The sequence below is a fragment of the Streptomyces sp. NBC_01429 genome (assembly GCF_036231945.1).
Lineage (GTDB): Bacteria > Actinomycetota > Actinomycetes > Streptomycetales > Streptomycetaceae > Streptomyces.
In genome coordinates this window covers 2,674,854-2,688,408 of the sequence record NZ_CP109599.1, presented here as the reverse complement: position 1 = coordinate 2,688,408, position 13,555 = coordinate 2,674,854, and the positions used below count along the sequence as shown (strand labels likewise).

The following is a 13,555-nucleotide window of genomic DNA, read 5'->3' as shown; positions in this document are numbered from 1 at the left end:
ACCGGGCCCGTCCGGGCCCCTAGCCTCGTGATATGTCGCCACTGGGGGTAGTGCGTCGTATTGGCCGTTGTGTGCGCGGGCTCGTGCCGCGCACGGATGTCCGTCTGCTGGGGCTGCGCACGGCGCAGCGGGGGCAAGGGGCCGTCGAGTACGTCGGCCTGGTGGCCGTCGTCGCGGCGATCGTCGGCGCTCTGGTGATGACCGGGGTGGGGCCGACTCTCGCCGACGGGATCAGAACGCAGGTCTGCCGTATCACCGGCGGCGCCGACTGCGGCGGCGGTGCGTACGAGGGCGAGGACCGGGCCGGGGGACCCGAAGACCCGTTATCCGATACGCCGGGCGCAAGCGAAGGCGTAAGTGGCGGCACCGGCGAAGACACCGGCGGGGGCCCCGGCGCGAACGAGAACGCGAGCGAGAACGCGAACGAGAACGCGAACGAGAACGCGAGCGACGGGCAGCAGGCCGCCGCGCCCGGGAGCCAGGCCCGGATCGACTACGAATCCGCCCTGAAAGAGCTTCAGGACGCCCAGGCCGACGAGAAATCCGACTCCGACAAGGCCGCGGAGGCCGCGAAGGAGCTGGCCAAGATCCTCGCCGACGAGCTGGGGATCACCGACGCCTTGGACTGCGTCACCAAGGGCGACATGGGTGCCTGCACCGAGACGCTCATCAATGTCCTGCTCAATCTCGTCGGTGGCGCCGCCGGCAAACTCGCCGCCAAGTACGGTGCGCCCTGGAAGTGGAAGAAGGCCGTATCCCTCGTACGGGCGCTGAAGAAGCACGGCGGCGATCTGTACGACGGCATCAAGGGCCTGATCAAGAACCGCAAGCGCGTCGGAAAGGCCGAGGACCGACTCGCCGACGCCCGCAAGCGACTCGACGCGGAGAACCCGAAGAAGCCCGACGGGAGAAGCGACGGGAAGTCCGACGGAAAGGCCGACGGAAAAGCCGACGACAGACCGGACGGCAAGCCGAATGACAAGCCCCCCACCTGTCCCGTAGCCCACAGCTTCCTGCCCGGCACCCCCGTGCTCCTCGCCGACGGGACGCGCCTGGCGATCGAGAAGGTACGGGTCGACGACGTCGTCAGGGCCACCGACCCGGTCACCGGACGCACCCTGGCCCGGCGGGTGACCCGTACGTTCACCACCCACGCCGACAAGGAGTTCACTCGGCTGACGGTGCGCACGGACACCGGCACCGCGGTCGTCACCGCCACCGACACGCACCCCTTCTACCTCACCGACCTGCGACGCTGGCGCGCCGCCGGGGACATCAGGCCGGGCGCGCTCCTGCTGGCCGAGCGGGGTGCGTCGCTGAAGGTCCTCAGCACCCGCCACTATGTGCGGCAGCGCACGACCCACGACCTGACCGTCCAGGGCCTCCACACCTACTACGTAGGAGTGGGCACAGCCGCCGCGCTCGTGCACAACAACACCTGCGAGTGGCCCGTCGCCGACGGGGTGGCCGGTCCCGCCGCGGGCAAGACGCTGAAGCGGCCGCACCGCCGGCACACCATCAAGGGTTCCGCGGGCAGTGAGGTCAAGGAGTCCAACACCGTCATCCTCGACGGAATGCAGAAGAGGATCGACGACGACATCAAGGGAATCTCCCAGGGGAAGGCGTCCCTGGACCCGGACGGAAACACCTATCGCATCAACGGGCGCGGCTACGAGGTGAAGTCGAACGGCACGGTCTTCCCGAAGGAAGGCCCCGGACTCGTCAAACTGGACCGGGTCGAATACTCGGCACTCCAGCTGATGGCCAAGGGAGACGCCAAATCGCTCAAACAGCTGGAAATGAACCCGAAGTTCAAGGAAAACCCCCAGGCCGTCGAAAAGGCCCGGCGCATCATTGAGGGAACCTACTCGTGATCCTGCTCTGCAATTTCCTGATCAGCCAGTCGCTGGAGCCGGCCGAACTGGCCGCCGGTCTCGCGGACGCCGTACGGCTGGCTCCCGGGCACGTCGATGTCCGCCACACCGACAGCGACCAGACCGACCGCGACTGGGAAGCGGCCGTGCTGTGCACCTACCACCCGGTGCGCGGTGACGTGGCGCTGAGCCTGGACCTCCAGCTGCGTCCGGAGGCCCTCGCGCCCGGCGCGCCCGCGAGCGAGCCCGCGCTGGCCGCCGAGTTCGCCCGTACGACGGGCGCGGCGGTGCTCTTTCCCGACGACCGGATCGACCCGGAGACCTACTGGCTGGCCGACCCCGGCGCGCCGGACCCGCTCGCCGCCTCGGCGGTACGGGCCAGGCTGGTCGCCTCGGACGAGGACCCGCCGGTGTACACCGTCGACGCCGTGGAGGCGCCGGTCGCGGCCTTCCCGCGCGCCGAGGTGGGCCCGCTCGCCGAGATCCTCCGGTCGGAGCCCGTGCCCACCCCCGTCGCCGCGGCCATCGGCTCGGGCAGCCCGGCCGCCGTGTCGCTGCACATCTGGGAGCGGCTGGGCCGGCGGATGGCGGCCGGCTGGCCACCGGAGGGGCGCTACACGCCCGAGCTGTACGCGCAGGACCTGGCCGCGCGCGACCTGTTCGACGGGCAACTGGCGCACTGCGCGCCGCCCGAGCGCGAGGCGCTGCTCAGCGCCGTCGCTGAGCTGGACGAGCTGTTCCGTACGTACACGGTGGAGGACGCCGGGGCCGCGCTGCGCGCCGCAGGCGTACGCGGCGAGGGGCCGCGCTGGCTGCGCGCGCCCGTACGGCTGCCGTGGCCGGCCACCGGCTGACCGACCGACACGAGAGGGAGGGGAGACCGTTGGACATGAACCGGACCAGGATGCACGGCCCGGCGGCGCCGGGACTGGCGCGCCGCGTCGCGCTGGCCGCCGTGGCCGCCGCGCTCGCGCTGGGGCTCGCGGGCGCCTGCGGAGGAACAGGGGAGGGCGACGGAGACGGGGCGGGAGCGTCGGCGTCCCCGACCGCCCGCGCGTCCTCCCCGCCACCGTCCGCCGGGAGCCCGTCGTCCCCGGGCGCGTCGTCCCCGGCGGCCGCCTCCGGCTCCGACGGGCGGCCCGCGCCCGGCCTCACGGGCATCGGCGCGAGCGACGGAAGGGTCCTCGGCCAGGGCGAGCTGGACCGGGCCGTCCTCGCCGACGGCGACGTCACGGGCTTCCGGGTCGGGCCGATGGACGGTCCGCCGCCCGGGGGCGAGAGCGCGGACACGAGCCGGTGCGAGCCCCTCACCGCCGTGATCAACGGCAGACCGGAGCCGCGCGCGAAGGCCGTCGCGTACCGGCAGATCGTCGGCGCGCGGGACGGCACCCCCGCCGTCTCCGAGTTCCTCACCGCCCACGGCACCCAGGACGCGACCTCCCTCGTCAACCGGCTGCGCGCCGCCGTCGAGAACTGCGCGGACGGCTTCACGGCGAGCGGCGGCGACGGCCCCTCGACCTATCAGGGGGTGAAGCGGCTGACGGCGGCCGACGCGGGCGACGACACGCTCGCCTACCAGGTGACGGGGGACTTCGAGGGCACGCCCGTACCGCTGGTGTTCCAGGTCCTGCGGGTGGGCGGCACGGTCGCCACCTTCTACACCGCCGACTTCGAGGGCACCGCGACCCCCGGGATGCCCGCGGCGCTGCTCACCGCGCAGGCCGCCAAGCTCAGGTAGCGTTCTGGACGTCCACCGTGATCCGGGCGCCGGGGCGCAGCCCCCAGCGCTCCATCGCGCCCGCCTCGGCCTCCAGCACATGGCGGGCCTTCCACCTCGGCAGCGGAAGCCGGCCCGGCTTGAGGGTGTGGACGTCGACGACCCGCAACTCCTTGTCGAGATAGGCCACATCGATCGCGAAGCGCATCCGGAAGGTGTGCACGCTGTTGCACGGTGTGATCAGCAGTGCGCCCTCGATGCCGTCCCGCCCGAGCAGCCCGCGCCGCCGCGTCCCGTACGAGGCGGCGATCTCCACGGCCACCGTTTCCGCGGCCGCCGCTTCCGCGCCGGATCCGTCCGGTTCCTCGACTGTCAGCCGTCCGCTGCCGTTGCGCCATGTGCCCATGGCCGTAGACGGTAGCGCCCGGCGTCCTCCCCGCGTCCACCGCGGGGAGCTTCTGGGTCCTGGATTGCGGGGAGTTGGGCCCCTGGACCCACGACCGGGCCCGGCGGGCGGCTCTAGGGTCGGTGCTGTGTACGCCACGCTGATCGTCGTCGCCGCCCTCTGGGGGACCGCCACCGGACTCCTGCTGCCGCGCGCCGCGTACCGGCTCTCCGTCGAGCCGGCGGACCCCTGGCGGGACGGCTGCCCGGCGGGCCACCGGTTCACCGGGCCCGCCCGGGGATGGCTGGGGCTCCCGGGGTGCGCGGCCTGCGCCGCCGCCGTACCCGTCCCCGTCCGTACGGCACCCGGCCCCGCGGCCGACGTGGCCCACGACAGCGGCCCCGGCACCGAGCCCGCCGTCGGCCCCGCCTCGGACACCCCGGACGCCGATCCGTCCGAAGCCCCCGATGACGCGCCTGACGACACGTCTGACGCCAGCCCAGACGGCCCCGACGCGACGGCCGGCACCCCCGGGTCCGCCGCAGCGCGCTTCGGCGGATTCGTCGCCGTACCGCTGCTCACCGCCCTCGTCTGCGCGGCCCTCGCCGCCGCCACCGGGCCCCGTCCCGAACTCGCCGTATGGCTGCTGGTCACACCGTTCGCCGTGCTCCTCGCGCTGGTCGACAGCCGGGTGCACCGCCTCCCCGACCAGCTGACGCTGCCGCTCGCCGCCGCTGCCGCCGTACTGCTCGGCGTGGCCGCCCTGATCCCCGGCGGCGCGGGGTCCTGGCCGACGGCGCTGCTCGGCGGGCTCGTGCTCGGCTTCACCTACGCCGTCCTGTTCCTGATCAACCCGAACGGCATGGGCTTCGGCGATGTGAAGCTCGCGCTCTCGCTCGGGGTCGTGCTCGGCTGGTACGGCTGGCTGGTCCTGTTCGCCGGGGCCTTCGCCGGGTTCCTGCTCGGCGCGGTGTACGGATTCGGGCTGATCCTGCTGCGCCGGGCGAACCGCAAGTCCGCCATCCCGTTCGGGCCCTTCATGATCGTCGGCGCGCTGCTCGCCGTGCTCCTGGGCGCGCTCGCCGCCGTCTGACGCCGCCCGAAAACCTCTCGCGGCCCCCGCGTACCCCCTGCCACCATCGCCGCATGGATTCCAGCGCCGGGCCCGCGCGCCCCAGTCGTCCCCGACCCCGGACCCGTACTCGTCCCCGTCCCCGTCCCCGTACCTTCGACGAGCTGATCGCCGAGGCCGAGGCGGTGCCGGTCGACGGCTGGAACTTCTCCTGGCTGGACGGACGGGCCACCGAGGAGCGGCCCGCGTGGGGGTACGCCCGCGCGATGGGGGAGCGGATGGCCCGCGCCACCGCCGCCCTGGACCTCCAGACCGGCGGCGGCGAGACGCTCGCCTCCGTACCGGAGCGGCCCCCGCTCACCGTGGCCACCGAGGGCTGGCCGCCCAACGTCGCCCGCGCCACCGCGCTGCTCCATCCGAGGGGTGTCGCGGTCGTCGCGGCCCCGGACGAGCCGCCGCTGCCGTTCGGGGACGGCGCCTTCGACCTGGTGGTCAGCCGCCATCCGGTGAGGGCGTGGTGGGAGGAGATCGCCCGGGTGCTGCGCCCGGGCGGCACCTACTTCTCCCAGGAGGTCGGGCCGGCCAGCGTCTTCGAACTGGTCGAGTTCTTCCTCGGGCCGCGGTCCGCGGAGGAGCGCTCCGCCCGCGACCCCGAACGGGCCGCGCGAGCCGCCGAGCGCGCCGGGCTCCGGGTCGTCGATCTGCGGACGGCCGCGCTGCGCACCGAGTTCCGTGACATCGGGGCCGTCGTCTATTTCCTGCGCAAGGTCGTCTGGATGGTGCCCGGCTTCACGGTCGAGCGGTACCGCGACCGGCTGGCCGAGCTGCACCGCCGGATCGAGGCCGACGGGCCTTTCGTGGCGACCACCACACGCTTCCTGATCGAGGCGGTCAAGCCGGAGCGCGCCACTCCCGAGCCCGGGCCGCGTCACTCCTGACCCCGATCCGCATCCCTCCCGAACCGGATCGCCATCATTCCTGAGCGTGACGACGCAGAATGGCGACTACTCGCCACATCGTCGTCCGGAACCGTGAAAAGCCCGTTCTTACTGGGCTTATCCGATACGCGGAAGTGTGCGCGGGGCCGGGGAACACCGTCCTGGCGCGTCGAGACTCCCCACAACGCTCACAAAGGGTTATGGTGGAAGCCCCCCCTCGGGCCGGTCCGTATCCCCCCCACGGACCGGCCCGTTTTCTGTCCCGGGGTCCACGCCCCCCACCGGACCTCGTGGCCGTCAGCCCCGGTCGGCCCAGATGTTCGTGCCCTTCGTGTCCACCGCGAACGTGTCGATCTCCGTCAGTTCCTCCGCCGAGAGGCCCGGTCCGGCCAGCGCCGCGACGTTCGCCTCCAGCTGCCTCACGCTGGACGCGCCGATCAGCGCCGAGGTCATCCGGGGATCGCGCAGCACCCACGTCAGCGCCAGCTGCGCCAGCGACTGCCCGCGCCGCCCCGCGATGTCGTTCAGCCCGCGCAGCCGCCGTACCACCTCGTCCGAGAGCAGACCCGGGTCGAGGGACTTGCCCTGCGCGGCCCGGGATCCCTCGGGGATGCCCGACAGGTACTTGTCCGTCAGCAGACCCTGCGCGAGCGGCGCGAAGGAGATGCAGCCCATACCGGCCGTCTCCAGGGTGTCCAGCAGCCCGTCGTCCTCGGTCCAGCGGTTGATCATCGAGTACGACGGCTGGTGGATGAGCGCGGGAACCCCCATCTGCCGCAGCAGCCTCGCCGCCTCGGCCGTCTGCTCCGCGTTGTACGAGGACACCCCCGCGTACAGCGCTTTGCCGCTCCGCACGGCGGAGGCCAGCGCCCCCATCGTCTCCTCCAGCGGAGTGTGGGGATCGAAGCGGTGGGAGTAGAAGATGTCGACGTGGTCGAGCCCCATCCGCTTCAGGGACGCGTCCAGGGACGACAGCAGATACTTGCGGGAGCCCCATTCGCCATAAGGGCCCGAATGCATCAAATAACCAGCCTTGGTCGAAATGATGAGTTCATCACGGTAGGCCGAGAAGTCCTGGGCGAAGATCTTGCCGAAATTCAGCTCGGCCGATCCGGGCGGCGGTCCGTAGTTGTTCGCCAGATCGAAGTGCGTCACCCCGAGATCGAAGGCGCGGCGCAGGATCGCGCGCTGGGAATCGAGGGTCCGGTCGTCGCCGAAGTTGTGCCAGAGGCCCAGCGAGATCGCGGGCAGTTTCAGGCCACTGCGACCGGTACGGCGGTACTCCATGGAGTCGTACCGTTCATCGGCCGCGAGGTAGGAGGGGGAATTGCTCATGCTTCCCTCCTTATCACGGACTTGTGACAGACCGGGTTGGGTGGCAGTGGCGGGCGCGCAGTAATGTGACGGCTTCGGGGTCCCTGGGCCGGCCCCAGGATCCCGCCAGCGGACGCGCCGGTCCCCATGGAATCGAGAGGTGGACTCAGTGAACTTGCGCGACCTGGTGTATGGGCTCTACGCACGCCGGGTGGAACGGCGCCTCGATCTCGCCCAGGCGCCCAAGCACATCGGCGTCATCCTCGACGGCAACCGTCGCTGGGCGCGGGCATCGGGCGGCACGGCCGAGCAGGGACACAAGGCCGGCGCCAGCAAGATCCAGGAGCTGCTGGGCTGGTGCTCCGAGACCAATGTCGAGGTCGTCACGCTCTGGATGCTCTCCACGGACAATCTCAGCCGCCCCGAGAAGCAGCTCATGCCGCTCGTCTCCATCATCGAGAACGCGGTCACCGATCTGGCGGCCGACGGCCGCTGGCGCGTGCACCACGTCGGCACGCTCGATCTGCTGCCCGCCCATACCCAGACCGTGCTGAAGGAGGCCGAGGAGGCCACCGCCGGCAACAAGGGAATACTCGTCAATGTCGCCGTGGGGTACGGCGGCCGCCAGGAGATCGCCGACGCCGTCAGCTCCCTGCTGATGGAGCACGCGAGCAAGGGGACCTCCTTCGAGGACCTCGCCGGCATCGTCGACGTCGACCTGATCTCCTCCCATCTCTACACCCGGGGCCAGCCCGACCCGGATCTGGTCATCAGGACCAGCGGGGAGCAGCGGCTCTCCGGATTCATGCTCTGGCAGAGCGCCCATTCGGAGTACTACTTCTGCGAAGTCTTCTGGCCGGCTTTCCGCAAGGTCGACTTCCTGCGCGCCCTGCGCGACTACGCCGCGCGCCACCGCCGCTACGGAACCTGACCTCGGCCTTCTCCCCTCGGACCGGCCCCGCTCCGCCCTCCCCGGGCCGGGCGGCGCGCCGGCCGGGACGGCCCCGCGGCGCGGACCCTTCACCCTCGGTTCACCCACCGTCCGCCGTACGCCCTGGCATGGCGGCGCGTGTTCGAGGGAATACCTCCTCCAGGTCGATGTCCGAAAAGAACAGTCGGAGGACATCGCATCTCAGCGGACGGCATGGGGCCGTCCGCCCGGGAGGCCCTTTGCACCAGGACGACCGTGCGTCACATCGCGCGGGCGACGTGGAGGGCCGGAGCCACGGCCCGCGCATGGGGCCGCAGCCCGGCCATCCGCCCGCGACGCCGTCGCACCCCGACCTCATCCGAGGGGGTACGTCCTTCCGTGGTGACCAGCACAAAGCGCCGCATGCCCGACAGGCGCACCTACGTTCTCGACACCAGCGTCCTGCTGGCCGATCCCAAAGCCATGTCCCGCTTCGAGGAGCACGAAGTGGTGCTCCCGATCGTGGTGATCACGGAGCTGGAGGCCAAGAGGCACCATCCGGAGCTCGGCTACTTCGCCCGGCAGGCCCTGCGCCTGCTCGACGACTTCCGTATCCGGTTCGGCCGTCTCGACGCCCCCATCCCCCTGGGCGACCTGGGAGGCACGCTGCGCGTCGAGCTCAACCACTCTGATCCCGGCATCCTGCCCGCCGGCTTCCGATTGGGGGACAACGACTCACGGATCCTCGCCGTCGCGCGCAATCTCCAGGCCGAGGGGTACGACGTCACCGTCGTCTCCAAGGACCTGCCGCTGCGCATCAAGGCGTCGTCGGTCGGACTTCTCGCCGAGGAGTACCGCGCCGAACTCGCCATCACCGATGCCTCCAGCTCCTCCGGCTGGACGGGCATGAGCGAGCTGACGCTCGCCGCCGATCAGGTGGACCTCCTCTTCACCGAGGAGTCGCTCTATGTGCCCGAGGCGGCCGATCTGCCCGTGCACACCGGTCTGGTGCTCCAGTCCGAGCGCGGCAAGGCGCTCGGCCGGGTCACCCCGGAGGGCAATGTACGGATCGTCAGGGGCGACCGTGAGGCGTTCGGGATCCACGGGCGCAGCGCCGAGCAGCGCATCGCCCTCGATCTCCTCCTCGACCCGGACATCGGCATCGTCTCCATGGGGGGCCGGGCCGGTACGGGCAAGTCGGCGCTGGCGCTCTGCGCGGGCCTGGAAGCCGTCCTGGAGCGCAGGCAGCACCAGAAGGTGATGGTCTTCCGGCCGCTGTACGCGGTCGGCGGACAGGAGCTGGGCTACCTGCCCGGCACCGAGGCCGAGAAGATGAGCCCCTGGGCGCAGGCGGTCTTCGACACGCTCTCCGCGGTCGCGGGCCGGGAGGTGATCGAGGAGGTGCTGGGGCGCGGCATGCTCGAAGTGCTGCCGCTCACCCATATCCGCGGCCGTTCGCTGCACGACGCGTTCGTGATCGTGGACGAGGCCCAGTCCCTGGAGCGGAACGTTCTGCTGACCGTTCTCTCCAGGATCGGGGCCAACTCCCGCGTGGTGCTCACCCATGACGTGGCGCAGCGGGACAACTTGCGGGTGGGCCGGTACGACGGGATCGTCGCCGTCGTCGAGAAGCTCAAGGGCCATCCGTTGTTCGCGCATGTCACGCTGACCCGCTCCGAGCGTTCGCAGATCGCCGCGCTCGTGACCGAAATGCTGGAGGACGGCCAGATCTGACCGCGTATCACCCCAGATGGCGCCGTCCGGCGCGAGCGCAGTAGCTTAGCCGGACGGCGCCGTGCTGCGCGGGTATTTCCGGCGAACCGTTGCGGCAAACGAGGTGTGAGCTTTCCCACGCAACGAAGAATTGCCTCGCGCCGCAACCTTCCGGCAGAGTCTTGCTTCCGTCAGGCCCCGCATGCGGCACACGCGCACCTCCAGAGGTGCGGCACCACACAACTCAACAGCTGCCGCCGTATGCCGCCCGCGCACCACGTGGCACTTCCCGTAAGGGGATTGCCCACCGGGCCCGTGTCTCCCCGTGACCCAGTAGTGCGGAGGCCAGTGCCAGGGGCACGATCGCGCCCGTGAGGTCACGTAGGCGGGCGATGCTGGAAGGACACCGTGTGAGCCGGATCTCGGTCCGGGGATTTGCCGTGGCATCTGCCACTGCGGTCACCACCGTCGGCGCTGTCGTGGGTGTTGCCTCGGGCGACCCCCAGACGACCTCGAACGACAATTTCGAGGCGACCGCAGCCGACATGACGCTTCTCGCAGACATCCCCGCGGGCCAGCAGGCCCAGGTGCAGACCGCGTCGCTGACGCAGCAGGCCGACGCGCAGGCCGCCGCCGCCGACTCCTCCGCGAGGAAGTCGGCCGAGGAATCGGCTCGTATCCAGGCCGCGAAGGACGCCACGGCGAAGAAGCAGGCCGCCGAGGACGAGGTCAAGCGGAAGGCCGAGGAGGCGGAGCAGAAGAAGAAGGACGCCGAGGAGCGCGCGAGCCGCAGCGAGGTGCGGTCCACCGCGACCGCCGGTTCCTTCCCCCAGCAGGCTTCGTACACGGTGGCCGAGGTCCAGGCCATGGCCCGGCAGCTCGTGCCGGCCGACCAGTTCCAGTGCTTCAGCAACATCGTGAACCACGAGTCGACCTGGAACTACAAGGCGCAGAACCCGTCTTCCGGCGCGTACGGTCTCGTCCAGGCGCTGCCCGCGTCGAAGATGTCCTCGGCGGGCGCCGACTGGCAGACCAACCCGGCCACCCAGATCAAGTGGGGTCTGGGCTACATGAACGACCGTTACCAGAGCCCGTGCGGTGCCTGGTCGTTCTGGCAGGCCAACCACTACTACTAGGCCGTACCTGTCCGCACCACCAGGACGTACGACCTCCAGCTTCGGCCGCGGGCCGTGTCTCCCACCCGGAGACACGGCCCGCGGCCGTATCCGTGTCCGGGGCCGGGGCCTCTCGCGGACCGCCCGTGTACCGTTCGAGGCGAACCACTCCGGGGGGAGTGCGAGTGGGGAGACTGCCGGGGGGAAGAGGAAGATTCATGTCAAGAGTGCCATCGTGGCTCGGTCAAGTGGGTGCGGAGCTCACCCGCATGGGAGAGCGCCTGGACCAGCGCCGCGCCGAAGCCGAAGCCGAAGCCGAGGACGGCCCTCTCAGGGTCGCCACGCGGGACAGCGTCCCCCCGCCCCCCGCCCACGCGCCCGCCGCGGCGCCCGAACCCGATCCGTCCGCCGCCATTCCGTGGGGGATGCGGGTCGCGGGTGAGGCGGCCTGGCGGCTGCTCGTCCTCGCGGGCACGCTCTGGGTGCTGATGCGCGTCATCGGCGCCGTACAACTGGTCGTGCTGGCCTTCGTCCTCGGGCTGCTCATCACGGCGCTGCTCCAGCCGACCGTCGCCTGGCTCAAGCGCTACGGGGTGCCGCGCGGGCTCGCCACCGCCCTCACCGCGATCGCCGGCTTCGTCATCATGGGGCTGGTCGGCTGGTTCGTGGTGTGGCAGGTCATGGAGAACATCGACGATGTCTCCAACCGGGTCACCCAGGGCATCAACGAGCTGAAGGCATGGCTGCTCAACAGCCCGTTCCATGTCACCGAGGCGCAGATCAACGACATCGCGAAGACGCTGAGCGATGCCGTCGGCTCCAACACCGAGAAGATCACCTCCGCCGGGCTCCAGGGCCTGACGGTGCTGCTCGAGGTGCTGACCGGCATGTTCCTGGCGATGTTCTCGACGCTCTTCCTGCTGTACGACGGCAGCAAGATCTGGAACTGGTCGCTCAAGTTCGTGCCCGCCCAGGCCCGCGAGGGCGTCGCCGGGGCCGGGCCGCGCGCCTGGCACACGCTCACCGCCTATGTGCGCGGGACCGTGCTGGTGGCCCTGATCGACGCGGTGTTCATCGGTCTTGGGCTCTACTTCCTCGATGTCCCGCTGGCCGTGCCGCTCGCCGTCTTCATCTTCCTCGGCGCGTTCGTCCCGCTGGTCGGCGCGCTGTTCTCCGGGGCGCTGGCCGTCGTCGTGGCGCTGGTCACCCAGGACGTGTTCACCGCGCTGATGGTGCTGCTGGTCGTGCTCGGCGTCCAGCAGATCGAGGGTCATGTGCTCCAGCCCTTCATCCTGGGCCGTGCCGTACGGGTGCATCCGCTGGCCGTGATCCTCTCCGTCGCGGCCGGGAGCCTGGTGGCTGGCATCGCCGGGGCGGTGGTGGCGGTGCCGCTGGTGGCGGTCACCAACACCGTCGTCGGCTATCTGCGCGCGTACAGCCAGGAACAGAGCCTGCGGGACTCGCCCCCGCCGCACGGCGCGACAGCGCACGCCACGGCGCCGACGCCGCCGCCCGGCCCGGTGACCCCCGCCACGGTCGCCGCTCCCGACGTCTCCGGCGCCTCGCCGGCCCCCGAGCCCGATCCCGGACCGGCGCCCGCGCCGGGTCCCGCCGCGCCGCCCGCGCCGTCCGTACGTCCCGCCACGGCGGAGGCCGGGGACGGCACGGCGTGATCTCGGAGCCGGAGCTGGAGGGCGGCGGGCCGGACGACGGCCGGGCCGAGCGGCCCGCCGTACCCGGCCCCCGTACGGAGAGCGGCGCGCCGCCCGCGTACGACGGTGAGGGGCCGGAGCGCGGCGAGACGATCGCCGCCGGCGCCCCGCCCTCCGCCCCGGCGCGCCCCCGGCCCTGGCTCTGGGCGCTCGGCGGCGCGGTCGCCGCCTCCGCGGTCTGGGCGGGCGGGCTGTACGCGTACGACAGGATCGGCCCCGATCTGCGCGGCTACGCGGTCAGCCGCAACCTCTGCCTCGAAGCCGAACTGCCCGCCCTCACCGACCGGCTCGGCAGGAAGACGGACAGTACGGCCGGGGTGGACGAGACGCCGGCCGTCGACCGGGCGGTCTGCCGGCTCACGCTGATGCCGGGAGGACGGCGCCCCGTCCGGCAGGACGCCGAGCCGACCGCGTACACCGTCGTCAACGTCGGCTACACCCTGCACAAGAAGACCGATCCGGAGCCCGAGTTCGACGCGACCGTGACCCCGCTCATGCCCTTCGGGTACACGCGGGGTGACGCCAAGGCGCTGCCGGGGCTGGGCGACCGTGCCTACCTGGTGGCCTTCCCGTCGGGCGACGCGGCGCAGCTCAAGGTCCTCGACGGCAGGGCCGAGTTCACCATCGACGTCATGGGCGTCAGGGGATCGGTCGTGGATCCGCGGACCGGTGAGGGGCGCGACTCGGGACCTCTCGACCTGTCCGACGCCGAACCCGATCTGGTCGCCGACATGAAGGACCTGATGGCCGCGCTCAAGAAATGACCGCGACACGCACAGGCCCCGCGCGCCCGGTTCGTATCCGC

At 71.4% G+C, this 13,555-nt stretch carries 12 protein-coding genes; 10 read left to right on the top strand and 2 right to left on the bottom strand.

What is annotated here, in order from left to right; all coding sequences use genetic code 11:
• Positions 1-71: 71 nt before the first annotated feature.
• Genes OG627_RS11305 through OG627_RS11295 form a run of 3 tightly spaced genes read left to right on the top strand, consistent with a single transcriptional unit; the run spans position 72 to position 3,612 of the window.
• On the top strand, positions 72-1,874 hold the full coding sequence (locus OG627_RS11305) for a Hint domain-containing protein (RefSeq protein ID WP_329064005.1): 1,803 nt from the start codon (positions 72-74) through the stop codon (positions 1,872-1,874).
• Positions 1,871-2,728 (top strand): hypothetical protein, encoded by an 858-nt coding sequence (locus OG627_RS11300; protein WP_329064004.1) that lies wholly within the window; start codon positions 1,871-1,873, stop codon positions 2,726-2,728. Before OG627_RS11305 ends, OG627_RS11300 begins: the two co-directional genes overlap by 4 nt.
• A 35-nt stretch (positions 2,729-2,763) precedes the next feature.
• A complete protein-coding gene (locus tag OG627_RS11295) occupies positions 2,764-3,612 on the top strand; it encodes a hypothetical protein (RefSeq protein WP_329064001.1) in 849 nt (282 codons plus the stop codon).
• On the opposite strand, the gene OG627_RS11290 is transcribed toward OG627_RS11295, so the two are convergent.
• Positions 3,605-3,997, bottom strand: a complete 393-nt coding sequence (locus OG627_RS11290) for a DUF192 domain-containing protein (RefSeq protein WP_329063999.1) — start codon at positions 3,995-3,997, stop codon at positions 3,605-3,607. The genes OG627_RS11295 and OG627_RS11290 overlap by 8 nt on opposite strands.
• Positions 3,998-4,124: 127 nt before the next feature.
• On the opposite strand from OG627_RS11290, the gene OG627_RS11285 reads away from it, so the two are divergent.
• Together OG627_RS11285 and OG627_RS11280 are read left to right on the top strand one after the other, a co-directional pair.
• Positions 4,125-5,069, top strand: a complete 945-nt coding sequence (locus tag OG627_RS11285; protein ID WP_329063997.1) for an A24 family peptidase — start codon at positions 4,125-4,127, stop codon at positions 5,067-5,069.
• Positions 5,070-5,122: 53 nt separating this feature from the next.
• Positions 5,123-5,986, top strand: coding sequence for a class I SAM-dependent methyltransferase (locus OG627_RS11280; protein WP_329063995.1), 864 nt, complete (start codon positions 5,123-5,125; stop codon positions 5,984-5,986).
• Positions 5,987-6,283: 297 nt separating this feature from the next.
• Here the strand turns inward: OG627_RS11280 and mgrA are convergent, their stop codons facing one another.
• Entirely contained in the window at positions 6,284-7,321 is a 1,038-nt protein-coding gene (mgrA, locus tag OG627_RS11275; RefSeq protein ID WP_329063993.1) for an L-glyceraldehyde 3-phosphate reductase, read from the bottom strand.
• Between the two features lie 148 nt (positions 7,322-7,469).
• On the opposite strand from mgrA, the gene OG627_RS11270 reads away from it, so the two are divergent.
• From OG627_RS11270 to OG627_RS11250, 5 genes are all read left to right on the top strand, one after another.
• Entirely contained in the window at positions 7,470-8,231 is a 762-nt protein-coding gene (locus tag OG627_RS11270) for an isoprenyl transferase (protein WP_329063989.1), read from the top strand.
• 378 nt (positions 8,232-8,609) lie between these two features.
• Positions 8,610-9,944 carry a PhoH family protein gene (locus tag OG627_RS11265; RefSeq protein ID WP_329063987.1) on the top strand — a complete coding sequence of 445 codons (1,335 nt, stop codon included), beginning with the start codon at positions 8,610-8,612 and terminating at the stop codon, positions 9,942-9,944.
• 389 nt (positions 9,945-10,333) lie between these two features.
• Entirely contained in the window at positions 10,334-11,059 is a 726-nt protein-coding gene (locus tag OG627_RS11260; RefSeq protein WP_443073453.1) for a transglycosylase SLT domain-containing protein, read from the top strand.
• A gap of 197 nt (positions 11,060-11,256) precedes the next feature.
• The gene (locus tag OG627_RS11255; protein ID WP_329063985.1) at positions 11,257-12,711 is read left to right on the top strand and encodes an AI-2E family transporter; all 1,455 of its coding nucleotides are present in this window, start codon (positions 11,257-11,259) and stop codon (positions 12,709-12,711) included.
• The gene (locus OG627_RS11250; RefSeq protein WP_329063984.1) at positions 12,708-13,514 is read left to right on the top strand and encodes a hypothetical protein; all 807 of its coding nucleotides are present in this window, start codon (positions 12,708-12,710) and stop codon (positions 13,512-13,514) included. Before OG627_RS11255 ends, OG627_RS11250 begins: the two co-directional genes overlap by 4 nt.
• The last annotated feature ends 41 nt before the right edge of the window (positions 13,515-13,555 follow it).

What these genes read in the sequence shown, in the direction of transcription:
- OG627_RS11255 (WP_329063985.1), top strand. Translation starts at nt 11,257, where the DNA reads ATGTCAAGAGTGCCATCGTGGCTCGGTCAAGTGGGTGCGGAGCTCACC.
- OG627_RS11290 (WP_329063999.1), bottom strand. Translation starts at nt 3,997, where the DNA reads ATGGGCACATGGCGCAACGGCAGCGGACGGCTGACAGTCGAGGAACCG.
- OG627_RS11295 (WP_329064001.1), top strand. Translation starts at nt 2,764, where the DNA reads ATGAACCGGACCAGGATGCACGGCCCGGCGGCGCCGGGACTGGCGCGC.
- mgrA (WP_329063993.1), bottom strand. Translation starts at nt 7,321, where the DNA reads ATGAGCAATTCCCCCTCCTACCTCGCGGCCGATGAACGGTACGACTCC.
- OG627_RS11280 (WP_329063995.1), top strand. Translation starts at nt 5,123, where the DNA reads ATGGATTCCAGCGCCGGGCCCGCGCGCCCCAGTCGTCCCCGACCCCGG.